22 protein-coding genes are annotated in these 23,209 nt (G+C 62.9%); 6 read left to right on the top strand and 16 right to left on the bottom strand.

From position 1 onward, the window contains the following. Nucleotides 1-31: 31 nt before the first annotated feature. Nucleotides 32-1,258, bottom strand: coding sequence for an acetoin utilization protein AcuC (locus SB659_RS14255; protein WP_410550827.1), 1,227 nt, complete (start codon nt 1,256-1,258; stop codon nt 32-34). Nucleotides 1,259-1,359: 101 nt separating this feature from the next. Here SB659_RS14255 and SB659_RS14250 point away from each other — a divergent pair, with 101 nt between their 5' ends. Together SB659_RS14250 and SB659_RS14245 are read left to right on the top strand one after the other, a co-directional pair. Beyond that, entirely contained in the window at nt 1,360-2,793 is a 1,434-nt protein-coding gene (locus SB659_RS14250; protein WP_284975553.1) for a TrkH family potassium uptake protein, read from the top strand. 40 nt (nt 2,794-2,833) lie between these two features. Beyond that, nucleotides 2,834-3,472 carry a potassium channel family protein gene (locus SB659_RS14245; protein ID WP_410550918.1) on the top strand — a complete coding sequence of 213 codons (639 nt, stop codon included), beginning with the start codon at nt 2,834-2,836 and terminating at the stop codon, nt 3,470-3,472. A gap of 26 nt (nt 3,473-3,498) precedes the next feature. Here SB659_RS14245 and proC read toward each other — a convergent pair whose 3' ends face one another. The 7 genes from proC to SB659_RS14210 all read right to left on the bottom strand — a co-directional run bounded on the left by proC (nt 3,499) and on the right by SB659_RS14210 (nt 12,568). Then, nucleotides 3,499-4,329, bottom strand: a complete 831-nt coding sequence (gene proC / locus SB659_RS14240; protein WP_410550826.1) for a pyrroline-5-carboxylate reductase — start codon at nt 4,327-4,329, stop codon at nt 3,499-3,501. 356 nt (nt 4,330-4,685) lie between these two features. Further along, nucleotides 4,686-5,519 carry a sugar phosphate isomerase/epimerase family protein gene (locus SB659_RS14235; RefSeq protein WP_284980127.1) on the bottom strand — a complete coding sequence of 278 codons (834 nt, stop codon included), beginning with the start codon at nt 5,517-5,519 and terminating at the stop codon, nt 4,686-4,688. Between the two features lies 1 nt (nt 5,520). Continuing rightward, nucleotides 5,521-6,639 (bottom strand): Ppx/GppA phosphatase family protein, encoded by a 1,119-nt coding sequence (locus SB659_RS14230; RefSeq protein ID WP_284980126.1) that lies wholly within the window; start codon nt 6,637-6,639, stop codon nt 5,521-5,523. A gap of 110 nt (nt 6,640-6,749) precedes the next feature. Beyond that, nucleotides 6,750-7,232: an SseB family protein gene (locus tag SB659_RS14225; RefSeq protein WP_284980125.1), complete on the bottom strand. Its 483-nt coding sequence runs from the start codon at nt 7,230-7,232 to the stop codon at nt 6,750-6,752. A 76-nt stretch (nt 7,233-7,308) separates the two neighbouring features. After that, nucleotides 7,309-10,032, bottom strand: a complete 2,724-nt coding sequence (gene topA / locus SB659_RS14220; protein ID WP_410550825.1) for a type I DNA topoisomerase — start codon at nt 10,030-10,032, stop codon at nt 7,309-7,311. Nucleotides 10,033-10,157: 125 nt separating this feature from the next. Next, the gene (locus SB659_RS14215) at nt 10,158-10,868 is read right to left on the bottom strand and encodes an ArsR/SmtB family transcription factor (RefSeq protein WP_284980123.1); all 711 of its coding nucleotides are present in this window, start codon (nt 10,866-10,868) and stop codon (nt 10,158-10,160) included. Beyond that, the gene (locus SB659_RS14210; RefSeq protein WP_410550824.1) at nt 10,865-12,568 is read right to left on the bottom strand and encodes a methyltransferase; all 1,704 of its coding nucleotides are present in this window, start codon (nt 12,566-12,568) and stop codon (nt 10,865-10,867) included. The genes SB659_RS14215 and SB659_RS14210 overlap by 4 nt, the downstream gene beginning before the upstream one ends. Before the next feature lie 92 nt (nt 12,569-12,660). On the opposite strand from SB659_RS14210, the gene SB659_RS14205 reads away from it, so the two are divergent. Together SB659_RS14205 and SB659_RS14200 are read left to right on the top strand one after the other, a co-directional pair. Then, nucleotides 12,661-13,104: a DUF6023 family protein gene (locus SB659_RS14205; protein WP_410550823.1), complete on the top strand. Its 444-nt coding sequence runs from the start codon at nt 12,661-12,663 to the stop codon at nt 13,102-13,104. 48 nt (nt 13,105-13,152) lie between these two features. Continuing rightward, nucleotides 13,153-13,680 carry a hypothetical protein gene (locus tag SB659_RS14200; RefSeq protein ID WP_410550822.1) on the top strand — a complete coding sequence of 176 codons (528 nt, stop codon included), beginning with the start codon at nt 13,153-13,155 and terminating at the stop codon, nt 13,678-13,680. Here the strand turns inward: SB659_RS14200 and SB659_RS14195 are convergent. Continuing rightward, nucleotides 13,677-14,585 (bottom strand): rhodanese-related sulfurtransferase, encoded by a 909-nt coding sequence (locus SB659_RS14195; RefSeq protein ID WP_284980119.1) that lies wholly within the window; start codon nt 14,583-14,585, stop codon nt 13,677-13,679. The genes SB659_RS14200 and SB659_RS14195 overlap by 4 nt on opposite strands. Before the next feature lie 159 nt (nt 14,586-14,744). Here SB659_RS14195 and SB659_RS14190 point away from each other — a divergent pair, with 159 nt between their 5' ends. Both SB659_RS14190 and SB659_RS14185 read left to right on the top strand, forming a co-directional pair. Further along, nucleotides 14,745-15,440, top strand: a complete 696-nt coding sequence (locus SB659_RS14190) for a GNAT family N-acetyltransferase (RefSeq protein WP_410550821.1) — start codon at nt 14,745-14,747, stop codon at nt 15,438-15,440. A 115-nt stretch (nt 15,441-15,555) separates the two neighbouring features. Further along, on the top strand, nt 15,556-17,898 hold the full coding sequence (locus SB659_RS14185) for a DEAD/DEAH box helicase (protein ID WP_410550820.1): 2,343 nt from the start codon (nt 15,556-15,558) through the stop codon (nt 17,896-17,898). 17 nt (nt 17,899-17,915) lie between these two features. Here the strand turns inward: SB659_RS14185 and SB659_RS14180 are convergent, their stop codons facing one another. From SB659_RS14180 to ssd, 7 genes are all read right to left on the bottom strand, one after another. Next, nucleotides 17,916-18,290 (bottom strand): Rv3654c family TadE-like protein, encoded by a 375-nt coding sequence (locus SB659_RS14180; RefSeq protein WP_284980116.1) that lies wholly within the window; start codon nt 18,288-18,290, stop codon nt 17,916-17,918. Next, nucleotides 18,287-18,724, bottom strand: a complete 438-nt coding sequence (locus tag SB659_RS14175) for a TadE family protein (RefSeq protein ID WP_284980115.1) — start codon at nt 18,722-18,724, stop codon at nt 18,287-18,289. The genes SB659_RS14180 and SB659_RS14175 overlap by 4 nt, the downstream gene beginning before the upstream one ends. Further along, nucleotides 18,721-19,035 carry a DUF4244 domain-containing protein gene (locus tag SB659_RS14170; RefSeq protein ID WP_410550819.1) on the bottom strand — a complete coding sequence of 105 codons (315 nt, stop codon included), beginning with the start codon at nt 19,033-19,035 and terminating at the stop codon, nt 18,721-18,723. Before SB659_RS14170 ends, SB659_RS14175 begins: the two co-directional genes overlap by 4 nt. A gap of 182 nt (nt 19,036-19,217) precedes the next feature. Further along, nucleotides 19,218-19,844 (bottom strand): type II secretion system F family protein, encoded by a 627-nt coding sequence (locus tag SB659_RS14165; protein WP_410550917.1) that lies wholly within the window; start codon nt 19,842-19,844, stop codon nt 19,218-19,220. After that, nucleotides 19,844-20,632: a hypothetical protein gene (locus SB659_RS14160; protein ID WP_410550818.1), complete on the bottom strand. Its 789-nt coding sequence runs from the start codon at nt 20,630-20,632 to the stop codon at nt 19,844-19,846. Before SB659_RS14160 ends, SB659_RS14165 begins: the two co-directional genes overlap by 1 nt. Continuing rightward, nucleotides 20,629-21,873: a TadA family conjugal transfer-associated ATPase gene (locus SB659_RS14155; protein WP_410550916.1), complete on the bottom strand. Its 1,245-nt coding sequence runs from the start codon at nt 21,871-21,873 to the stop codon at nt 20,629-20,631. The genes SB659_RS14160 and SB659_RS14155 overlap by 4 nt, the downstream gene beginning before the upstream one ends. A 74-nt stretch (nt 21,874-21,947) precedes the next feature. Further along, the gene (gene ssd / locus SB659_RS14150; RefSeq protein WP_410550817.1) at nt 21,948-23,066 is read right to left on the bottom strand and encodes a septum site-determining protein Ssd; all 1,119 of its coding nucleotides are present in this window, start codon (nt 23,064-23,066) and stop codon (nt 21,948-21,950) included. Nucleotides 23,067-23,209 lie beyond the last annotated feature (143 nt).

The following is a 23,209-nucleotide window of genomic DNA, read 5'->3' as shown; positions in this document are numbered from 1 at the left end:
CCTGTTTCATGCCGCCCGAGTGCGGGACACGTCAGTCGAACCAGGGATCCAAGCCATACAGCGGGAATATCTGCTTACGCGTAGCGATAACGGTGCGGTCCACCTCGTCTGCGGGATCGTAGCCGACCTCCCAGGAACGCCACCAGATGTCCACGTCGTCTCCCATCAACGCGGGGGTGGGCTCGCCGTAGGTTTCCTGCACATAGCTTCGCCACGCCTCCGGCACGGGTTTTGAGAGCGGTACGGGCCGCTGCGTGACCATACCGATCAGATGGCTCCAAGCGCGCGGCACAACGCCAGTGACCTCGTAGCCGCCTCCCCCGGTGGCGATCCAGCGGTTCTCGCAGTAGCGGGCGGCAAGGCCGGCGACGGCGGCAGCGGCCTCGCGCTGGCAGTCGACGCTGAGGTTGAGGTGCGTCAGGGGGTCAAGCCGGTGGGAATCGCAGCCGTGCTGGCTGACGATGACCTCAGGTGCGAAGGCGGCCACAAGCTGCGGCACCACCGCGTGGAAAGCACGCAACCAGGCCGCATCTCCGGTAAAAGCCGGAAGCGCCACGTTGACAGCGGTCCCGATCGCGTTTGGTCCCCCCGTTTCGTTGGCGAAACCCGTTCCGGGGAATAGCGTGAGGCCGGATTCGTGGAGGGACACTGTCATGACCCTGGGGTCGTCCCAGAAGATGCCCTGCGTCCCGTCGCCGTGATGGGCGTCGACGTCGATGCAGACCACGCGCTGCACACCGCCGTCGAGCAGCCGCTGGATGGCAATGGCGACGTCGTTGTACACGCAAAAGCCGCTGGCCTTCCCACGCGCAGCATGATGCATTCCGCCACTGAAGTTCACCGCGCGCACGGACCTGCCGGAAAGGACGGACTCGGCGGCCAGCAGTGAACCGCCGGCAAGCCGTGCGCTGGCCTCGTGCATTCCTGCGAACGCGGGATCATCTTCGGTCCCCAACCCGCGAGCGTCATCGGGGCGAGAAGGATCCGCACCGACGCGACGCACAGCCTGGATGTACTCCCGGCTGTGAACGGTCAAAAGCTCGACGTCGGTTGCCACCGCCGGCGCCTCCACTGCCACATGGCTGTGGTCAAAAAGTCCGAGAGCCTGGGCCAACCGTGCTGTTAGCTCCAGCCGCCGGGGCGCCATGGGGTGACCCGGGCCGAAGTCGTAAGCCGTCATCGCGGGGTCCCACACCACCGTCGTTGGGAGTGCGGACCGCGTAATGCTGGAAGCTGATATCCCAACTCTGGAGTTCACCCTGAACAGGCTACCGGAGGCTGAAAGGCCACATCGCCCGGTCAGGCCCGGGAATAGTGGTTTACTACTCAGGAAAGCTTGTTCAACCGAGGAAGAGCGCCATGTCCCAAAGCCAGTCGAGGTCCCAGAGCCCGGCCAACTGGCAGCCCACGCACCAGGACCGTCAGGGCCTCTGGATTTTCACCCGCGTCCGCGACTTCATCGACAACGTTGCAAACAGCTCACCGGCCCGTTTGGCCTTGGTCATTTTCGCATCCGTCATCGTGCTGTTCACCGGGTTGTTGTCGCTGCCCGCCGCCTCTGCTTCGGGGGAATCCACTCCGCTGCACCAAGCCTTGTTCACGGCGGTGTCCAGTGTTTGCGTGACCGGCCTGACCGTAGTTTCAACAGCTACGTACTGGTCCTTCTTCGGGCAATTGGTCATCCTGCTCGGCATCTTCGTGGGCGGCCTGGGTACCCTCACCTTGGCTTCGCTCCTGGCGCTGATGGTGAGCAAGCGGCTCGGAGTTCGCGGCAAACTCATCGCCCAGGAAGCGATGAACCACGCCGGCAGGCTTGGCGAAGTGGGTACCCTTCTCCGGATCGTGATCGTCACCTCGGTGGTCATCGAAGGCGCCCTGGCTTTGTCCCTGATTCCCCGTTTCCTGGTGTTGGGCGAGCCTTTCTGGGAGGCCGTGTGGCACGGAATCTTCTATGCCATCTCTTCCTTCAACAACGCGGGGTTCACCCCGCACTCGGACGGCGTAGTCCCCTACGAGACCGATCTCTGGATACTGGTCCCGCTGATGCTTGGCGTCTTCCTTGGAAGCCTGGGTTTCCCCGTGGTGATGGTGCTCCAACAAAACGGGCTCAACTGGAAGAAATGGAACCTCCACACCAAGCTCACCATCCAGGTATCCCTCATTTTGCTGGTTGCCGGTGCGCTGCTGTGGGGCCTCATGGAGTGGGATAACGTACGCACCATCGCCAACATGAACTTCGGCGACAAGGTGATCCACTCCATCTTTGCCTCTGTCATGACACGCTCCGGCGGTTTCAGCCTGGTGGACCAGAACCAGATGGAGCCCACCACCAAACTCCTGAGCGATGCCCTCATGTTCGCCGGCGGCGGTTCAGCCTCGACTGCCGGCGGCATCAAGGTAACCACCATCGCCGTCATGTTCCTTGCAATCATCGCCGAAGCCCGCGGCGATGCCGATGTGAAGGTGTACGGCCGCACCATCCCCCAAGGCACCATGCGGGTGGCCATCTCCGTGATCGTTGCCGGGGCCACCTTTGTTTCCGTGGCCGCGTTCCTGCTGCTCTCCATTAGCGGAGCGTCCCTGGATCGGGTACTTTTTGAAACCATCTCCGCCTTCGCCACTGTGGGCCTGAGCACCAACCTCAGTGGTGAGTTGCCGCCGTCGGGCGTCTACGTCCTGGCCATACTCATGTTCGCCGGCCGGGTGGGCACCGTAACCCTCGCTGCCGGTTTGGCCCTGCGCCAGCGCAGCCAGTTGTACCACTACCCGGAAGAGAGGCCAATCATTGGCTAAGACCACGGGGGCGGCAAACCGCCCCGCCCACAACGCCCCGGTGCTGGTCATCGGCCTTGGCCGCTTCGGGTCCGCCACTGCCGAGCAATTGGTCAAGCAGGGACGCGAAGTCCTCGCCATCGAGCGGGATCGCACCCTGGTCCAGAAATGGGCACCCGTCCTGACCCACGTGGTGGAGGCCGATGCCACCAATATTGATGCGCTGCGCCAACTCGGCGCACAGGAGTTTAGTTCGGCTGTGGTGGGCGTGGGGACATCGATCGAATCCTCCGTGCTGATCACGGTGAACCTGGTTGACCTGGGCATTGAACACCTCTGGGTTAAGGCCATCACGCCCTCGCACGGCAAAATTCTCACCCGAATCGGCGCCAACCACGTGATCTACCCGGAAGCCGACGCCGGGGTCCGCGCGGCACACCTGGTCTCCGGCCGGATGCTTGACTTCATCGAGTTCGACGACGACTTCGCGATCGTCAAGATGTACCCGCCCAAGGAAACCGTGGGCTTTACCCTCGACGAGTCCAAGGTCCGGTCAAAGTACGGCGTGACCATTGTGGGGGTGAAGTCCCCCGGCGAGGACTTCACGTACGCCCGCCCCGAAACCAAGGTGTCCAGCCACGACATGCTGATCGTCTCCGGCCATGTGGACTTGTTGGAACGGTTCGCGGCACGCCCCTAGGCGGCTCCCCGCGGCTGGCCGGAACCTTAGCTGAGCTGCTTCGTGATCTCCGCTGCCCGCGCGGCTGCCGCGCGGGCGCCGTCGGCAATGATCTTGGGAATCCCGGCGTCGTCAAAAACGGCGATGGCGCGCTCGGTGGTGCCGTTGGGACTGGTTACTCCCACACGGAGGGCAGTGGGGTCGGCACCTGGTTCTGCGAGCATGAAACCTGCTCCGGCCACGGTCTCCCGCGCCAACATCACGGACAGCTCAGGATCGAGCCCCAGCTCGGTCCCCGCTGCCGCCATCGCCTCGGCCAGGTAGAAGGCATAGGCAGGCCCTGAGCCGCTGATCGCGGACAACGCATCCACCTGGTCCTCGGGGACCTGCACTACCTTGCCGGCACCGGCCAAAGCGGTCTTCACCATGTCCAGCTGTTCAGGTGTGCAGTGAGTTCCGGGAGAGACAGAAATGACGCCGCGGCCCAACCGTGCCGGCGTATTGGGCATAGTCCTGATGACGGGCTGCCCCTCCGGCAACGCCGCTTCGAGCTGGGCGATGGAAACAGCGGCCGCGACACTGACCACGATGGTGTCCTTAGCCAGCGCCGGGCTGATCTCGCGGGCAAGGTCCGCAATCCCCACGGGCTTGACGCCGAGGATGACCATCCCCGCGCCCTTGGTAGCCAATTGGTTGTTATCCGGCTCCTCATCACCGGCGATCGCCATGACTCCGTGACGGTGGGCAAGCTCCTCCGCGCGGGCAGCCCGCCGGACAGTTGCGACGACGTCGGACGGGTCTTTCCCGGCGGCCAGCAGGCCGCCCAGGATAGCCTCGTTCATGGATCCACAGCCAAGGAATGCGATTCGGTTGCTCATTGGTCCATCATTGCAGTTCGCCAAGGATCGGGTCTAACGGTCTCCGGATCCCGGATTCCCAGCTTGTTCCCAAGGTTATTGCAGGGGACACCCATGCTTGGTCCCTAGCGTTGGTACTACCTCATTGAGGGTGCGAGTGATGAGGCGGGCATGGGGATGTCCGCCAGCAGCACCGGTGGCCGGGCGGGTTTTCCCCCATTTCCCGATTCGGCCGCCGGTGCTTTCGCTTTTTTAACCCGCCACTCGACGCGGGGCCGGGCCGACCCAGGAACGGGCGCGCCCCCTTACTGGTCTGCGCTGCCTCACTGGTCTGCGCTGCCTTACTGGTCTGCGCTGCCTTACTGGTCTGCGCTGCCTTACTGATCTGCGCTGCGCACCAGCGGCACGCTCAAGTGCTGCCGCGCGAAGCGCAAGGTCTCAGCCAGCATCTCCTCGCGTTCCCCGGCTACCTTCGCTTTTCGGGTGGAAATCTCCGCCACTACAACGCCGTCAAAACCGCTCGACGCCAAATGCTGCAGCGCGTCCGCGCACTGCTGGGTGCCGGTACCTGGAACCAGATGCTCATCTTTCCCCGACCCCGAACCATCCGTGAGGTGGACGTGCCGGAGTTTGCTGCCCAGCGACTTGATGGCTTCCAAACTGTTGGCCCCCGCTGTGGCGGCGTGCGAGAAGTCCCATGTGACATCGTCGTAATCCTGGCCCAACGGGTCCCAGTGCGGCAGGTAGGCCACGGCTTCCCGCCCGCGAACGCGCCACGGGTACATGTTCTCCACCGCGATGCGTACTTGGTATGTGTCCGCGAGTTCCTTGACGCCCTCAACGAAGTTTTCGGCGTAGTTGGATTGCCACCTGAACGGCGGGTGCGCCACCACGGTGTCGCACCCGACTTCCACGGCCATCTGGCAGGATTTTTCGATCTTGTTCCACGCCGTACCCCACACTTGTTGCGTCAGCAGCAAAGTGGGTGCGTGGATGGAGACAATCTCCTGATGGTATCGATGGCTAAGTTGAATAAGGGCCTTGGGGTTCTGGCTCACAGCATTGTTGGTGACCATCACCTCCACGCCCTCGTAGCCCAGGTCCTGGGCCACGGCAAAGGCATCGTGGACGCTGAGCGGGTAGACGGAGGCGCTGGACAGCGCCACAGGGATCTGGCGGTCATTCAGTTCGGGTTCGACGTCGTTACTCATCTCAGGAGACCAGCCCGCCTGCAGCAGGGGCTGGGATAGGGGCAAGGGGCGGGGTGTCTGCGGGGGCCGGAAAGTCGAGCGACTCGTGGCGGGATTGGTCGATATCCAATATCTTCTTGGCTTCCTTGGCTGCTTTCTTTTTGGACTTGTCCTTGCGTTTTCCAACGTGCGGGGCGGGGTCCAGCGCTTCTTCGAATACCAATTGATCCAGGCGGCGGAGGATCAAGCCCTCACGCAAAGCCCACGGGCAAATCTCCATCTTCGGGAACTCAAAGAGTTCCAAGGCCGCCTCGGCAACCAGTGCACCGGCCAAGAGCTGGTGGGCGCGGGCGTCCGAAACGCCCGGCAGATATAGCCTGTCCTCCACCCTCATCGCCGAGATCCGTTGCGCCCACAAGCCGAGGTCGGCTGCGTGCAACTCCCGCTTGACGTAGGGTCCAGCGGCACTGGGGGCAGCCCCGGCGATCCGGGCCAGGGAACGGAATGTTTTGGACGTCCCGGCCACCAGGTTTGCCCGTCCAACCTCCTGGAAGCTGCGGGCAACGGGCTTCAACGTAGAGCGGATGTAACGCCGAAGTTCCTTGACGCTCTTGGCCGTGGGCGGGTCATCCTGCAGCCAATCCCTGGTCAAACGGCTCGCACCTAGCGGAACAGAGGTGGCAAACTCAGGAAGCTCGTCGGTTCCGTACGCCATTTCGAAGGAGCCGCCGCCTATGTCGAGGTCCAGGATCGGACCGGCGCCCCAGCCGTACCAACGGCGGACTGCGAAGAAGGTCATGGACGCTTCTTCGCTTCCCGTCAGTTCCTGGAGCGTCACGGTGGTCTCGTGCTTTACCCGGGCCAGGACATCGGCGCCGTTGGTGGCCTCACGGATGGCTGATGTACAGAAAGCCAAGAGGTCCTGGGCTTTGTGGGCGGCCGCGAACTCCCACGCCTCCAACACGAACTCAATGAGCTCATGCTGGCCAGCATCGCTGATATTGCCGTCGCCGTCCAGGTATTGAACCAGCGAGAGTGGCCGTTTGTGCGAAGCGAACGGTACTGGGCGCGCGCCGGGGTGGGCGTCCACCAGCAGGAGGTGGACGGTGTTTGACCCGATGTCGAGAACGCCAAGACGCATTCTGCCATTATTCACCGATTCGAAGCCCGGGAAGTAACTTGCGGCCACGTTTCGCGCCTCCGGTGGCATAGCTGTGCAGGTCCGGGCGGTGGGGGCTGATGCTTGCGCGCCTATTCCGCAGGCTCTCCGGCGTCGTCTGCCCGTTTGAAGTCCCGGCGGATGTTCGCGATGCCCTCGGGGTCGATTTCGAACCCGTACTCGCTGCCCGGGTTGATGACCATGCCCAGCTCATTGCCAATGTTCCCAAGAATGGCCGAACCCAACGTACCCAGGACATGCGGGGCAGCCTCAAGGAACCTCTCGTCCACCCGGCTGGGGTGGCTGAAGACCGCCAGGACCGGCTGCCCGTCCGCGTTGGCAAGAACCAAGGGTTCCACAGAGGAATCCGGACCGTCCACAGCTTCGGAGCTCACCAGGTAGACCTCGTTGTTGAGGAAGGCAAGGATGACCTCCACGGGGTTCGCATCCGGCTGCTCGGCGGCGGCCAGCTTCAGCTCCAGTTCGTTCAGCGGCTGCGCGTCGTGCTGGCCGCCCCCTGTTGCCTCGGTGCCGCCTGCGGGCTCGTTTTCCGGTGAAACGGTCTGTTCAGTCATAGTCCTACTCGACCACGATGCCGGCCGGGACGCAATTCACGGGAACCGGCCCGCCAGCCTCTGGGACCGGGAAATCCTATTTCCGGGCCACGGCTTTCTTGGCCGGAGCCTTCCGGGTGGTGGTGCGCTTGACAGGCCCCTTGGCACGTTTTTCCGCCAAAAGTTCGACGGCGCGTTCCCGGGTCAGCTCCTCCAGCGAGGTGGAACGAGGCACGGTGATATTGGTGACGCCATCGGTGATGTAAGGACCGAAACGGCCTTCCTTGACCACGATGTTCTTCTCGGACACCGGATCAGGCCCAAACTCCGCGAGCGGTGGAACTGCGGCACGCGCGCCACGCTGTTTGGGCTGCGAATAGATCTCCAGCGCTTGTTCCAACGTGATGGTGAAGATCTCTTCTTCGGACCCGATGGAGCGTGAATCGGTGCCCTTCTTCAGGTAGGGACCAAAACGGCCGTTTTGAACCGTGATCGGGTTGCCATCCGCATCTTCGCCCAGGACGCGCGGCAAACTCATGAGCTGGAGCGCCTCGTCAAGGGTCACGGTGTCCACCGTCATGGACTTGAAGAGGGATCCCGTGCGCGGCTTGGCCTTGACGGGCTTCTTGGGCGGTTTGGGCTTGCCGTTCTTGTAATACTCCACCGGCTGGTTGGCCAACTGCTCTTCGGTCATCTCGGGGATGATCTCGGTGACGTAGGCTCCATACCGGCCGTTCTTGGCCACCACCGTGTGTCCTGTGTGCGGATCGGCACCCAAGACGCGCTCCTCCGGGGCAGCGGTCTCCATGAGTTCCTTGGCTTTAGCCGCTGTGAGCTCGTCCGGAGCCAGATCTTCGGGCACGTTGGCCCGGGCCGACTCCACTACCTCGCCGGTCTTCTCATCCAGGGTTGGAATAGAGCTTTCCAGGTAAGGACCGAACTTACCGACGCGCAGCGTGATGCCTTCCGCGATGGGCACGGAGTTAATCTCCCTGGCGTCGATTTCACCGAGGTTGTTCACGATGCTCAACAGGCCGGGGTCCGCGTCTTCGCCGTAATAGAAGTGCTTGAGCCATGCAGTTCCGGCTGCTTGGCCGTTGGCGATCTTATCCAGATCGCCTTCCATATCCGCCGTGAACTCATAATCCACGTAGTCCGTGAAGTGTTGCTCGAGCAAACGGATCACGGAGAAGGCGATCCAGCTGGGAACCAGGGCGGACCCTTGTTTCCGGACGTAACCGCGGTCTTGGATGGTGGAAATGGTTGAAGCGTAAGTGGATGGGCGTCCAATGCCGCGCTTTTCCAGCTCTGCGGTCAGAGATGCTTCCGTGTACCGAGGGGGCGGTGAGGTCTCGTGGCCCACGGCCAGGATTTCCGAGGCCGTCAGTTCATCATCTTTGGCGACGTTCGGCAGGCGCCGTGCTTCGTCGGAATCGTCATCCCCGCGGCTTTCGTCCTTGCCCTCTTCGTAAGCGGCCAAGAACCCCGGGAAAGTGATGACGGTGCCGGACGCGGAGAACTCGGCGTCGCGGCCATCCGCGGCGGTCGCACCGAGACGAATGGTGGCCGTGGAACCCTTGGCGTCTGCCATCTGGGAGGCGACCGTGCGCTTCCAAATGAGTTCGTAGAGCCGGAACTCGTCGCCGCTCAGCTGCTTGGCCACCTGTGCCGGGGTGCGGAAGGAGTCACCGGCGGGGCGGATGGCCTCGTGGGCTTCCTGCGCGTTTGCGGCTTTGTTGGCATAGACGCGGGGGCTCGTGGGGACGTACTCGGGCCCATAAAGCTCAGACGCCTGACGCCTCGCAGCCGTGACGGCTTCATTGCTCAGTGCTGACGAGTCAGTACGCATATAGGTGATGTAACCGTTTTCATACAGGCGCTGCGCTACCTGCATGGTGCTCTTGGACGAGAAGCGAAGCTTGCGCCCGGCCTCCTGTTGCAGCGTGGAGGTGGTGAACGGTGCTGCGGGGCGGCGGGTATACGGCTTGGTATCGACGGACCGGACGCGGAAATCCGAGTTCTCAAGGCCGGCAGCCAAGGACGTTGCCCGTTCCTCGTCGAGGTGTACGGCGTTCGATGAGGTGAGCTGGCCGTTGTCATTGAAGTCACGGCCGCTGGCAACTTTGGCGCCGTCCACGGCCGCAAGCTTGGCCTTGAAGGATCCAGAGTCCGCACCGAACTGCCCGGTCAGGTCCCAGTAGGAGGCTGCCCGGAAGGCCATGCGTTCACGTTCACGGTCCACCACCATGCGGGTGACCACGGACTGAACGCGTCCGGCAGAGAGGCCGCGGGCCACTTTTCGCCAGAGGACCGGGGAAATCTCGTAGCCGTAGAGCCGGTCAAGGATGCGCCGGGTCTCCTGGGCGTCCACCAGTGCGGTGTCGACGTCGCGAAGGTTGTCCATGGCGCGGTGGATTGCTTCCTTGGTGATTTCACCGAAGGTCATCCGGTACACCGGAACCTTGGGCTTCAAAACCTCCAGCAGGTGCCACGCAATGGCTTCACCTTCGCGGTCCCCATCGGTTGCGAGGTAGAGCGCGTCGGCGTCTTTGAGTTGGGCCTTGAGTTCGGCGACCTTTTTCTTCTTGTCCGGCGAGACAACGTAGTAAGGCTTGAAGTCGTTTTCGACATCGACGGCGAACTTGCCCAGCGAGGTCTTCTTCAGTTCTGCAGGAAGGTCCGAGGGTTGGGGAAGGTCCCGGATGTGGCCGATCGAGGCCTCGACAATGAAGCCCTCACCAAGGTACTTGGCGATGGTCTTACTCTTGGCGGGAGACTCCACGATCACGAGTTTCTTGCCGGTTTTTGCCTTGCTGGGCACGGTGCTCCTACAGAAAAAATGTGTGATTGGGCTGGTGCCCATACTGGCCTAGTTCACCATAGATTGCAGAATCCTGCGTTTTCGGCCGGGAACCAGGAGGGTCTTTCAGAGGTCCATCCGGGCAGTTATTGCCCCGGTGCCACGCGGTCATCCGGGATCATCGACCACAGGGTGGCCATGCGCTCGGCGCCCTCAGGTATACGACTGGGATCCTCAAGTTCGTACTCGCGCAAGACCTCACGAATGCGTTCCGAAAGCTCCTTGCGCTGCGCTTTGGTAAGGTACAGCAAATTGCTCGCCAAGACCACCGCCGCCGCTTCCTCGGCCGCTTGTCCCTTTTGCTTACGTTCCCCGCGGGCCTTGGCAAATGCGGATGCCCGACGGCGGAACGCGTCGAGCTCGAGGTCCACAACTGCAATTTCCGGGCTGGCTATGCTGCCTCCCGAAATAGTGAAATCGGTGCCGGCAGCTCTCCAGCGGCGTTCCCGGGCATCACCGGAATTTTCGGCCGGCGCCACGATACCCCACTTCTGGAGTGCACGGAGGTGATAGCTCATGGCGCTGGGGGTGAGTCCCGTCCTCGCTGCCAGTTCCGTGGCGGTATGGCTCACCTGTGTGGCGTAGAGCTCCGAGATCACCTCGAGGCGGGCAGCGTGGGCCAAGGCGCGGATAGCTTTTGGATCAGTGATCTCAACCGTCTTCTCGGCGCGCTTGCCCCGAGGCACCTCGTGGTCCGGCTGGGATGCTGGGTTGTTGGCTATCACTCCCTCAGTGTAGTCAGCGTCACACCGAAGGAGGCGGGTACCTACCGGCAGCGGCGGTGCGTTGCCGGTCATGCCGTGGCCTGAGTCGCGGTGGCCTGAGTCGCGGTGACCTGAGTAGGGGTGACCTGACTCGCCTGATCTGTGTCGGGGAGCAGGAAGCCCTCCAGGACCAGGTTGGTGACGTCCTGCAACAGGCGGTCCCGGAAGCCTTGCTCGTCGAAGTCCTCCGCACCTCCCAGAAGCGCTACCAAGGCCGAGATGATCTGGCCAACGGTGAGCTGACCATCACATGCGGAGACAAATCCGGCGAGTTCGGTGCTGAGCAGGTTGGTCCGGCGCAGGCCGGCGCCTTGGCGCAAAAGGATGACTCCTGGATGCTCCGCCCCGGGCCGTTGATGGCGTTCCTCGGTGACGTCCTCGGCAACCAGCAGATGAGCTTCCGCCAAGACGTTGGCCGCCACCCAATCCGCACGGTGCACAGCTGCTCGAAGATGCGGGCCCACCGGCTGCTCGATCGGATGCGTAATTTCTTCAAAGCGATCAAGGATGGGGACGGAGGACCGGGACGGCCTGCGCAGAAAGATCATGCCGAACCCGATGCCCTGGACACTCCTGGAGGCGAAGTCGTCAAGGTAGGCCGCGTACGACGCCTTATAGTGGCCGTCGTCGCGGTTTTGGGAGGCATCCTGCAACCACGTCTCCGCGTATTGTTCAGGCCCTACCTGCTCCCGTTGGATAAACCAAGCATCCTGGCCGGAGTCCCTTACCCAGTCGGTGGGACGGTCCATCCATCGGTTGCCCGAGGGGATCTCCCAGTTGCCCAGCATCTGGGCGATCCCACCAGGTTCAAGTACGTGGGCCAATGACGTCACAAGGGCAGCCACGATTCCGTCCCCTGCAAGCCCGCCGTCCCGGTACGTGAATTGGTCAGCAACTGATTCGCCGCCCGTACGTGGCGTGATGACAAAAGGAGGGTTGGAGACGACGAGCCCGAAGTGTTCCCCCGCCACTGGTTCCAGAAGAGATCCACGGCGAAGCGTGACACGCCTGTCCAGATGATCCGGATCCAAGCCCAGTTCCCGAGCGTTCAACAACAGGTTGAAGCGCGTGAAAGCAAGGGCCCTCTCCGAGATGTCTGTGGCTGTGACATGTTCGCAGTGATGCAGCAAGTGGAACGTTTGGATGCCGCACCCAGTGCCGACATCCAGTGCGCGCTTGACGTTTTCCCTGATGGTGGCCTGCACGAGGGTGGTGGACGCACGCCCGATCCCCAAGACGTGGTCGTGCCGGAGCACACCCGGTTGCTGATGCGCGGCAAGATCGCTGGCTACCCAGAGATTCGCTCCCCCGCTCCCATCCGAATTGGCGTCCCAGCCATAGGGGCGAAGATCTACCTTGGCGCGCACGATCCCCGAATCCACTGTCGCAAGGCCCAAATCCGCCAGCCCTCGCGTAAGCACGCCCGGGAGCGCAGCATCAACGTCTGCCTCGGATTGAGGGACTGCCAGCAGCCACAACCCCACCAACACCGCGAGGGCGCGGACGGCCGGGTCCTCCGACGTTGAGCGCCGTTCCGTCACCACCAGAGCGGGGACCAATTGATCCCGGCTGAGCGCCTCCGAGGCCGATTCTCCGAGGAACTCGGCGACGCCATCCACCGTGTAAGAAAGGGTGCGAAGGTCCGAAGCCAGAGCGGCCAGAAGGCCCGGCTGGTCGCTGCGGGGGGCATCGGGAGTATTGCCTGAAGTAAACGAGGTGGCTGCGTCAATCACCCTGCAAGTCTAGGGCGGGTACGCCGTGCCCCGGCTCCCGGCCATGGCGTATGTGGACAAAGGACCAGATCCAAAACCGGTAGCGTTAACACATGCTCAAATTCTCCTTGTCCCGGCGGCGCATCGGCCTTGTCGGCATAGCTGCGGCCACCGTGCTGGCTGCCAGCGCGTGCCAAGCACCGGCCACGATCGAAAAGGCCGACGTTGCTGCCTGGAGGGCAAAGGTTCTCCCCACCGTGAGCGGCACCGTAGTAGAGGACGCCGGGAAGATCCTGAACAGGGAACCCTTGACTAAAAAATCTGCCCGCATCCCGGCAGGGACCTACACGTTCACCATGATCTGCGACGGCGGCGGCAAAGCCTTTTTCGCTATTTCGGCAGGCAGCAGCAAAATCGCAGACGCGACCGCGGCCTGCAACGCGAACTCCGACGTTGTGAAAATCAAAGTCCCCAGTGCCTCGGCGCTCACCATTTCGACAACCAGCGTGGACGTGCCGCAAATCTTCGGGTATCGCCTTGTCCCGGCAGCCGGCTAAAGCCGCTTAGCCTTTATGGCAGAGCTGACGCGGGCGTAAAGTCGGTGCATGGGCAGCAACGCAGCTCGCTCGGTAACCATTCAGCGCCTGGTGCGGGCCGCCGTCGGACTCTTAATCGTGGCGTCCATGGTCAGTGCCTGCGAGTATGCCTACGACGAGTCCGGTGGCCCAGGAGCAGCCGTGAGCACTGCTGCTGTTAGCCCTACCGTTCCACCCGACCCGACGCAGGAACAAGCAGTCACCGGTGAAGACTTGGACGCATGGGCTCGGGCCGCGCTGCCGGAATCCCAAGGACAATCGTTCTACGCCAGCAGCGGGTATGTGAACGCCGGGGAATCGGCGTCGGGGCAAACCGTTTCACTGCCTGCGGGCACCTATGCGGTCACCATGGCTTGCCGCGCTACCCGCAGGGTGTCCTTTACTGTCAAGGCCGGTGACTCCACGCTGTTGAACCTCACCTTGAGCTGCGCCTCTGCGAGGGTCAGCGTTGTCCAGGTGGTTAAAGACGGCGTACTTTCGATCACAGTCGCCTCGAAATTCGAGGCGAATTTTGCTTACCGGGTGAGCCGGCTCTAACCGGCCACTTCGACAGCTTTGCAGCCCTCCGGGCAACGAAGAGTTTCCGGACTCGAGGCACAGTCGCCGCAGTACAGGGTCAGGGTCCGGCAACTGGGATTTGAGCAGTTCTCGAACTTGTTGGTCGGCGCCGAGCAACGGACGCACTCCCCGATGGTCTTGGCTTCCTCGCTGAACTCGACATGCATGCGCTTGTCGAAAACGTAGAGCGATCCTTCCCACAGGCCCTTGTCCTTGAACGTCTCGCCATAACGGACGATGCCGCCGTCGAGCTGGTACACCTCTTTGAAGCCGCGATTCACCATCAGGCTTGAAAGTACCTCGCATCGGATCCCGCCGGTGCAGTACGTCACCACGGGCTTGTCCTTCAGGGCGTCGTACTTTCCGGAATCCAGCTCCTTGATGAAATCGTGGGTCGTCTCCACGTCCGGCACTATGGCGTCCTTGAACTTGCCTATTTGGGCCTCGAACGCGTTCCGGCCGTCGAAAAACACCACGTCCTCGCCACCGGACTTTTTTGCTTCCACGAGTGCGTGAAGTTCCTCGGGCTGCAGATGGGTGCCGCCGCCGACGACGCCGTTCTGGTCCACTTTCAGTTCTCCGGGGGCTCCGAACGAGACGATCTCGTCCCGCACTTTGACGCTAAGCCGCGGGAAGTCAGCCGCGCCTCCCTCGGACCACTTGAAGTCGATGTCATGGAAGCCTTTGTACTCCCGCGTCGTCTTGACGTACTGCTTCATGTCCTCCAGACGGCCGCCGACCGTAGCATTAATGCCGTCTTTCGAAATGAGGATGCGGCCCCTCAGTCCCAATTTCTCGCACAGGGCACGCTGCCACAGACGCACAGCGTCCGGGTCGGCGATCGGGGTAAAGCCGTAGAAGAGAACAATCCTGTTTAAAGCCACTATCCAAGGGTACTGGGTGGGCCAAAATCGGCGGCTTCCACGGACTGGTTCCCCAGGCCCCGGGAGGCCGTCAAAAGAAGAAGTCACAATTGCATAAGCAACACTCACTCCGATGACAACGCTCTGTTGATTCCCGGAACGCTGGCATAGTCTCTCTACATGAATCCAGATGCCTTGGTTGAAGACATTGCGCACCTCTTGCAAGTGTGGGTGGCCGGCTGGTCCGGGTGCCGGGGTTACGAAACACGCGCGGAGGGACGCTTCACTGCGGCACTGCGGGCCGACAAAACCGGCGACTGGGAGTACTTCGCCCACGATCCTTCCGATGAAGAATTCGCGGCGTTGGCAACCACGACCGCTGAAGCGAAGAACCGGATACTGACCGTCCTCACCAACGACGTTCAACGCTACAAATACCTGGCCGGGCTTCACGGCCTCAAGGTCACCTCAGCCTCCCAAACGATGATGATCGTGGACATGCAAACCCAGGACGCCGAGGACCCCTGGCTGCCGGACGACGACCTGCAACTGGCCACCTCGGAGGCCAAAGGCGTCCACCACGCAGTGGTCCATGCGGGTGAGCAAGTCGCCGCCAGCGGACGAGTCTTCGTGGTCAATGGAACCGCAGTCTTCGACAAGATCGTCACCGAGCCTGCCTTCCAGCGGCGCGGGCTGGGAACCTTCATCATGAAGGCGCTCGCAGCACAGGCGTATGCGAACGACGTCGAAAACGGGCTCCTCCTCGCCTCCTTGGACGGCCAAAAGCTCTACTCCCACCTGGGTTGGGACGTTGTTTGCCACGTGCTGATGATGTCTGCCGGCACTGATGAGGATTCTGACCTTTCGGGCGCGTAGCCGGTAGCACGCGTGGCCGGTAGGCCCGCAGCCGATAGCGAGTCAGGAGCGCCCGGCGAACGGGTGACTGCCGCCGTCGGCATGGGTTGCCACCGCACAGTGACAGAATGATTCGGTGGCTGCACCTCATTCCCTGATCTCCTTGCTGGGCCGGACCCCGGACCCCGAACAGTTGCGCCATGTCCACACCATTCCGGCCAGGAAGGCCGTGAACGAACCTTGGCCGGGTTGGGTCCACCCCGACGTCGTGGGTTCCTACCAGTCCTTGGGCATCCATGAGCCCTACCGGCACCAGATCCAAGCAGCCGAACTCGCCCATTCCGGTCAACACGTAGTGATCGCCACCGGTACGGCTTCCGGAAAGTCCCTCGCGTACCAACTGCCGGCGCTGGACGCGATCCACCGGTCCGAATTGCGCGTGCTCGCCGATCCGGGGAAGATCCACGACGACGGTGCTGTGACGCTGTACCTCTCCCCTACGAAAGCCTTGGCGGCGGACCAATTGGCCGCGATCCGCGCGTTGAAGTTGCCGACCGTTCGCGCAGAGACTTACGACGGCGACACGGACCCCGCGTCCCGGCGCTGGATTCGTGACCACGCCAATTTCATCCTGGCCAATCCCGACATGCTGCATTTTGGCATCCTTCCCAACCACACCTGGTGGGCACGGTTCTTCCGGCGACTCCGATACGTGATCGTGGACGAGGCACACAGCTACCGAGGAGTTTTCGGCTCCCACGTAGCCAACTTGATGAGGCGGCTCCGCCGGATTTGTGCGTACTACGGGGCTGGCTCGTCCTTCCCTGAGCCCGTATTCATCGCAGCCTCGGCTACGGCCTCCGAGCCCGGTGTTTCCTTCGGCCGCTTGATCGGCGCACCGGTCCGGGAAGTATCGGAGGACTGCTCGCCGCACGGGTCCACCACCGTAGCTTTCTGGGAGCCCGCGCTTACGGAGGTCAAAGGCGAGAATGACGCCAAGCAACGCAGGACGGCAGTGGCAGAAACCGCAGACATCCTTGCCAACCTCGTTTCCTCCCGGGTGAGGACCATTGCGTTCATCAAGTCCAGGCGTGGTGCAGAATCGATAGCGTCCATCACCAAGAGATTGTTGGACGAGGTGGATCCGAGCCTGCCCGGCCGGGTGGCCGCTTACCGTTCCGGCTACCTCCCCGAAGAGCGGCGCGCGTTGGAACAGGCTTTGAGGTCCGGGCAGCTTTTGGGAGTGTCCAGTACCTCGGCCTTGGAACTCGGAATCGACATCTCGGGGCTTGATGCCGTCTTGATTGCCGGTTGGCCGGGCACGCGGGCCTCGTTGTTCCAACAGATCGGACGCGCGGGCCGGGCAGGACAAGATGCCATCGCTGCTTTTGTTGCCAGCGACGATCCCTTGGATACGTACTTGGTAAACCATCCCGAGGCCGTGTTTGACGTCTCGGTGGAGGCCACGGTTTTCGATCCTGGGAATCCTTATGTCTTGGGGCCGCACCTGTGTGCAGCCGCGGCCGAGCTGCCCATCGGTCACGCAGAGCTCAGCCTCTTCGGTCCGTCGGCGGAGGGTCTCCTTGATCGCCTCGTGGACCAGGGGTATTTGCGGAAGCGCCCGGCTGGATGGTTTTGGACCCACCCGGAGAGCGCCGCCGGCATGGTGAACCTCAGGGCCGACGGCGGCGGACCCGTAAGCATCGTGGATGCGGAAACGGGTTCTTTGTTGGGGACGATGGATTCGCCGCAAACCCACTACCAGGCCCACACCGGGGCCATCTACGTCCACCAGGGCGAGAGCTACCTTGTAGAGGAACTCAACGAGGCTGACCACTGTGTCATGGTCAGGCGCGTGAACCCCGACTTCTACACGACGGCACGGGACGTGACCCAGATAGAGGTCCTCGAAACATCCCGATCGGCACAGTGGGGCGACATCACGGTGCATTTCGGTGATGTGAAAGTGACGACGCAAGTGGTTTCCTTTCAACGTAAAGCCCTCATTTCCAATGAGATCCTGGGTGAAGAGCCCTTGGATCTTGGCGCCCGTGACCTTTTCACGAAAGCGGTCTGGTTCGTGGTGGAGAACCGTTCCCTGCACGCTGCAGGCCTTGTGGAGGCACAGTTCCCCGGGGCGCTGCACGCTGCCGAGCACGCCGCAATCGGGCTTCTGCCCCTGGTGGCGTCCAGTGACCGCTGGGACATTGGTGGTGTTTCCACGGCTTTGCATGCCGACACGGGAGTGCCGACGATCTTTGTCTACGACGGCCACCCCGGTGGGGCCGGGTTTGCCGAGCGCGGCTTCGAAAAGGCGAAGACATGGCTAACCGCTACCAAAGACGCGATTAAAGCCTGCGAGTGTGAAGCCGGCTGCCCGTCCTGCGTCCAATCCCCCAAGTGCGGAAACAAGAATAATCCGCTGGACAAGGCAGCCGCCATCACCCTCCTGGATGTCCTGCTCCGGGATGCCAGCTGATCGGAGGCCGTGTAGGTCTAGGGCGGAGGTCCTGCGCGTGCGCGTCCAGTTGCCGGACCCCACAGGAACGATGGCTGGGCGAGTTCTGTCACCACGTCCACCACCTCCTTCCCCGCCACTGAGCACGATGAGAGCTTTGCGCCTTCGTGCTCAGCGACATCCGCGGCGACACTACACGGTTCCCCCGGTGCGAGCCCGCGGGCAGCATCGGCCGCCGCTAGTGCCGCGAGGTCGGCAGCAGACTCCGCCCGGGCTGTCATCACCCCTGCTTGGGCAAGCATCAACAACCCGGCTGTCAGCACCAACACCACCATCCCCAGGACCAAGGCCAGCACAGTTCCCGAGCCACGATCGCCGTGGTCCTGGGCCGCCCCGGCTCTCCGACATGTCATGGGATGGCTGACTCTGCCTTGGCCGAAGCTGCGGCAGTCAAGGTCCACGGGATGATTGGCCCCAATGCACCTCCCACCCGCGCCGAGGCCCTGACCGTCACCCAGCCGGCGTCGTTGGCCACCGCTAAATTCGCACTTTCGCCCGCAAGACGACGAACGGTACCTTCTACTGCCGTGGAGCTGTCACCGCGGGCGGAAGCCCGCGCTCCTGCCCTCACGGCTTCCTCCAGCCGCAGTTGCGTAATGCCCGCAGCTCCACCTGCCAAAAGGAAGGACAACAGCAACACCACCGCGGGCAACGCGACCGCAAACTCCGCTGTGACCGCGCCGAGCTCCTTGGCCGAAATGAGCTGTTGTGCCGGGACCGGCGTCCGGACCGGGCACAACCGTGGCGTCACACCGTCCCCGCTGCTTGCGGCTACCACTGGAATCATGGCAAAGAAAGTGCGGTGCGAACCAGGTTCAGCAGGAAACCACGAACTTCCTCGCTCCGAAGGATGACCACCAAGAGGCCCGCAAATCCAACTGCCGCGAGGGTGGCGATGGCATATTCCGCCGTGGCCATGCCCGCTTCGCCGCACAACAGGTGGCCCCGACGTGGGGCACTCCACGGAGCGAGTACCCTACGAACGGCTGTCAGCTTAGGGATTCTCCGGTGGCCTCCGCCCGCAGCGTGACGCCGGCCGCTGATCCGGCCGAAGAGAATCCTCGATGTGGCGAATAGGATCTTTGCCGAGATTTTCATGGGTTTCCTTTCGTGGTTCTTTCAGTGGTTAGCTCAGGCTTTGTTTTCACGAACTGACTCTCAGTTGCTCGCAGGCTCAACTCTTCCTTTGCTTGCTCATCGTTCACAGAGCCGGCTTTCCGCAAGTGGATAACTGCTGAGATTCGTCGGATGTGGAGGGAAGGAAGAGCGCCTTACTCCGCTCAAGCCGGGGGCAGCATGGCAATCAAGACCGGAACGATGCCCAGGCAGATAAAGGCAGGCAAGGAGCACAAGCCCAAAGGAACCACTAGCTTCACGCCTAGCGCCGCAGCCCGTTTCTCGGCAGCCCGAAACTGCTCACGGCGTTCCCTTGCCGCTTGCGCATACAGGAGTGAGGCGGAAGGTGCCCCTGTGAGCGCCGCAAAAGCCAGGGCATCTTTGAGGCGGGAAACTTCAGGCGTTGGCTGTGTGGGCGTTCGCCAAGCTGTCTCCCAGTCGGCTCCGATGGCGAGGGCTGCTACAACGGGACGCAGCGATCGGCTGACAGGGGGCGAAGCGCACTTGGCCACCAGTTCCAGTGCCCGGCCGATACCCGCGCCGGCGTCGAGCATCGACGCCACGAGTTCCAGCATCATCGCAACATCACTAAGGCCGTCCAAGTCACTAAGGCCGTCGAGGGAAACGTCCAACTCGAGAAGGGCTGCGGAACTGCCCAAACCGGGCGTGCCTTGCCGGGCGGACGGACCACCGGAGCGGGCAATCAACTGCCTTCGAACATGCGACGGCGATGCGAACCACAGGAACGCGGCAACTGCCAAGAGTGCCACCATCGCCGCGGGCAGAAGCATCATGCCGACCCCTGGGCTGCAGATGCCACCAACCGAGTGGACCACACCCGGCCGGCCACAGTCAGCACAAGCCCTGCTGCAAGTGTGGCTGCTCCGAAGATGTTGCCGAGCAGGATTCCCAGAGGGTCCACTCCCAAGGCCATCCCCAGCACCAGTCCCACGACCGGTAGCCATGAGAGCAAGCGCACCGTGGCCTTGGGGCCTGCGAGCGCCGTTTGGCGGGCTGCTTCGGAATCTTCTTCGGCTTCAAGCTGGGCGGCAAACCGTGTCAGCAGGCCGGCGAGTGGGCAACCACTTGTTTCGGCGATATCGAGGCAGGCTACAAGCTCCATCCAAACTCTTCGTTCAAGGCTTCTTCTCCGGGGGTAACCCTTGGCTGCAGCCGCGCGGATCGCTTGGGCCGGAGAGCTTCCCACAGTTGCCGCTGCCCTTGCCGCGGCAAGTACTTTCAATGCTGTCGGGGACAACGCGGCCCTGCTGCAATGCACCTGGTGGTGGTCCTCTTCCGGAGAGGAAGCGTGGACCACCCATAGTTCCTCCCAAAGCCTCGACGATCCACGCCCACCCCGCAGCAAGGCGGCTAATTGTTGAACCAAAACCACCAGGGACAGGGGCTGCGGCGCGCCTGCCGAGAAACGGAGTCGTCGCACCATCCGGATGAAACCTGCCGCTCGTCCACGTTGTGGGAAGTCGACTCCGCGGCTGGCGCTGATATGCCGGAGGTCGATCCGGGGACGGCGGAGCTGCAGCCATGCGGTGAGCGCTACCAGAAGGATTGTTGCTGTCACGGTGCCGCGCCGTCGCCATGGGCCGGGTGCGTTCCACGAGGGGCTCCTTGGGGGAGGTGGAAATCATCGTGAGGCTTATCCAAGGAAAGCCTGGCCGCGAGAACCTCCCACGCGGCTTCGCGAGTGAATCCGTGGGAGCCCCACCGTAGTGCCGCGACCACCGTTTGTTCGCCAGCGGAATCCACGAGAACACCGATCGACGTGATTTTCCGTCCGGACTGTGTCCGATCCACATGAATGACGACCTCCAAGGCACTGGCCACTTGTAGCCGTACTGCTTCAGCATTGAGGCCGGCAAGTGCTCCGAGGGCCACCAGCCGCGCCGGGACCGCTTCAGCAGTGTTGGCATGGATAGTCCCGCCACCACCGGTGTGTCCGGTGTTCAGTGCCGTCAGCAATTCCCGAACTTCCGCGCCTCGACATTCGCCGACTATCAGCCTGTCCGGGCGCATGCGCAAGGCCTGACGGACCAGGTCTCCGAGGTCCAGGGCGCCTCCGCCCTCGAGGTTCCCGTGGCGGGACTCAAGCGTCACCACGTGCGGATGGACGGGGTTAAGTTCTGCGGCATCTTCGATCAGCACGAGCCGCTCGGCCGGGTGGCTCAACCCCAGCATCGTCGATAGCAAGGTGGTCTTTCCGGAGCCGGTTGCACCCGAAATCAGGAAGCTGAGCCTACGGTCAACGATCGCTCGAAGCACAGTTTCAACTTCCTCCGTGAACATGCCCAGCTCCCGCAATTCGGCCAAAGTGAAGACTTCCTCCCGCCGGATTCGGACGGAGAGCAGAGTCCCTGCCGTGGAAATGGGTGGGAGGACGGCATGGACCCGGTATCCGCCCGCGAGCCGTACGTCCACGCAAGGGGAGCCATCGTCCAAGCGACGTCCACCTGCGGCGACCAGGCGGGCAGCAAGAGCCCTGACTTGGTGTTCGTTGTCGAAGCGGATGGATGCCCGTTCCAAGCCATGGCCACGATCCAGCCACACAGAGTCCGGCCCATTCACGAAGATGTCCGTGACCGACCGATCTTGGGCGACCTGCTGCAAGGGTCCCAAGCCGTTCAACTCGGCGTTGATGGACTCCGCAGCTTCCAAGGCACCAGCCGTTCCCAGCAATCTGCCGCTGGCTTGGACCGCGGCGGCGACCACTGATGGCGTCACAGGTCCAGCGCCAGCGAGGATCGACTCCCGCACGGTCTCAAGTAGGCCTGCATCAATCCGGAGGCCCGGTAGGCGACGATCCACTCTCCCCGCGCCCCGACGCCAGTCACTCGGTTCAAGGAGTGCCCGGCCCGCGCGGCGCGGGTTCACTGTGGGACTCACTGCCTTGTACCCTTCAATTCAAGTACGTCCTGAACAAAGCGATTCACCTGTTTACGCCGGCCCAACTCCAAGAGGCGTCCCAACTCTGTTCCGGCCGCGACGCCCCGCACCTCGGGCAGGAGCCCCGACAGCGGTAGCCCCAGGGATTCCGCTATCAGCGGGGCGTCCACGGCCGAAGTGCCAGAGCCACGGACAATCAGCCCGGTATCGACCGGCGGAAGATCGCTCAGGAGGCGAGCCGTGGCAACTGCGGATTTGAGCTGGGGGGTGGACAGAATCAGCATCCTGTCGCATTCCCACGCGAGCGCCATCAGCCCCTCTCCGCTGCGTCCTACATCCACGAGGATCAGTTCGAAACTTCTCCTGGCAGCATCAAGGACGGCGGCCACAGCGCTGGCATCAGCGGTGGTAACGGCTTCGCGCTTTCCCGGCCATGACAGGTAGGCGAATCCTCCGGAGACCGGCAGCGAATCCCGGAACTGGGTGGGATCGAGGCTCCCCCGCGTTTCAAAGAAGTCCGGCCACCGGAGTCCGGGAACGTCCTCCGTGGTGATTGCCAGCTCAATACCTCCGCCCCAAGGGTCCCCGTCGATCAGCAACGTGCTGATTCCTTCTCCAGCGGCACCCTGGGCCAGCCAGATTGCAGCCGTGGTTGCTCCTACCCCGCCGCTACCGCCAATAAGTCCGAGGACCTCCCCTCCGGGTTCGGGGGCGCCAGACATGCTGAGGTGTTCGGCCAGCCACGCTGCAGCTTCCGGGAGAACAGCTACTCTCTCAGCCCCCAAGGCGGTGGCCAGCCGCCAAAGCCCGTCCCCCTCCGAAGCCCTGCCAATCAGCGCGGCCGGGGCCCTGCGTCGTGGGGGAATCTCGCGGATGTCGCTGCCCACCAAGACGACATCAGCGTTATCCCATTCGCGCATGGCAGCTGCCACGTCGGGTGCTGTTCGCAGGCTCCCACCAGCGGCCGCCACAACACGTTCAACCTCTCCCCGCAGATACGGGTCAGCAGTGACCAGGAGTATCTCCGCGTTGCCAGGCGGTGGCCATGACCCGGCCGTGTCCTCTATTGCGGGGTGGTTGCCGGATGGGAAGTGCCGAAGTTCTCGCCTGCTCATGCAGCTACTCTGTCCAAGCCCACGGATGTTGGTAAGTGCCGGCCGGCGCTATGTGCATAAACAGCGTGTCCGGGCTCTTGTTGAGGGAAGGTGGTCCGTCCCCCACCGGGGCACCGCCGGGTGAGCTAGCGGGTGGTCCCCGC

Source organism: Arthrobacter sp. SIMBA_036 (assembly GCF_046535135.1).
Lineage (GTDB): Bacteria > Actinomycetota > Actinomycetes > Actinomycetales > Micrococcaceae > Arthrobacter.
Note: the sequence above shows the minus strand (reverse complement) of the source record. Positions and strands in the feature narration are given on the sequence as shown.

What these genes read in the sequence shown, in the direction of transcription:
- SB659_RS14235 (WP_284980127.1), bottom strand. Translation starts at nt 5,519, where the DNA reads ATGAGTAACGACGTCGAACCCGAACTGAATGACCGCCAGATCCCTGTG.
- ssd (WP_410550817.1), bottom strand. Translation starts at nt 23,066, where the DNA reads ATGAGCAGGCGAGAACTTCGGCACTTCCCATCCGGCAACCACCCCGCA.
- SB659_RS14250 (WP_284975553.1), top strand. Translation starts at nt 1,360, where the DNA reads ATGTCCCAAAGCCAGTCGAGGTCCCAGAGCCCGGCCAACTGGCAGCCC.
- SB659_RS14230 (WP_284980126.1), bottom strand. Translation starts at nt 6,639, where the DNA reads ATGCGTCTTGGCGTTCTCGACATCGGGTCAAACACCGTCCACCTCCTG.
- SB659_RS14165 (WP_410550917.1), bottom strand. Translation starts at nt 19,844, where the DNA reads ATGCTTCTGCCCGCGGCGATGGTGGCACTCTTGGCAGTTGCCGCGTTC.
- SB659_RS14175 (WP_284980115.1), bottom strand. Translation starts at nt 18,724, where the DNA reads ATGATTCCAGTGGTAGCCGCAAGCAGCGGGGACGGTGTGACGCCACGG.
- SB659_RS14190 (WP_410550821.1), top strand. Translation starts at nt 14,745, where the DNA reads ATGAATCCAGATGCCTTGGTTGAAGACATTGCGCACCTCTTGCAAGTG.
- SB659_RS14215 (WP_284980123.1), bottom strand. Translation starts at nt 10,868, where the DNA reads ATGACCGGCAACGCACCGCCGCTGCCGGTAGGTACCCGCCTCCTTCGG.
- SB659_RS14205 (WP_410550823.1), top strand. Translation starts at nt 12,661, where the DNA reads ATGCTCAAATTCTCCTTGTCCCGGCGGCGCATCGGCCTTGTCGGCATA.
- SB659_RS14170 (WP_410550819.1), bottom strand. Translation starts at nt 19,035, where the DNA reads ATGAAAATCTCGGCAAAGATCCTATTCGCCACATCGAGGATTCTCTTC.
- SB659_RS14225 (WP_284980125.1), bottom strand. Translation starts at nt 7,232, where the DNA reads ATGACTGAACAGACCGTTTCACCGGAAAACGAGCCCGCAGGCGGCACC.
- proC (WP_410550826.1), bottom strand. Translation starts at nt 4,329, where the DNA reads ATGAGCAACCGAATCGCATTCCTTGGCTGTGGATCCATGAACGAGGCT.
- SB659_RS14180 (WP_284980116.1), bottom strand. Translation starts at nt 18,290, where the DNA reads ATGACATGTCGGAGAGCCGGGGCGGCCCAGGACCACGGCGATCGTGGC.
- SB659_RS14200 (WP_410550822.1), top strand. Translation starts at nt 13,153, where the DNA reads ATGGGCAGCAACGCAGCTCGCTCGGTAACCATTCAGCGCCTGGTGCGG.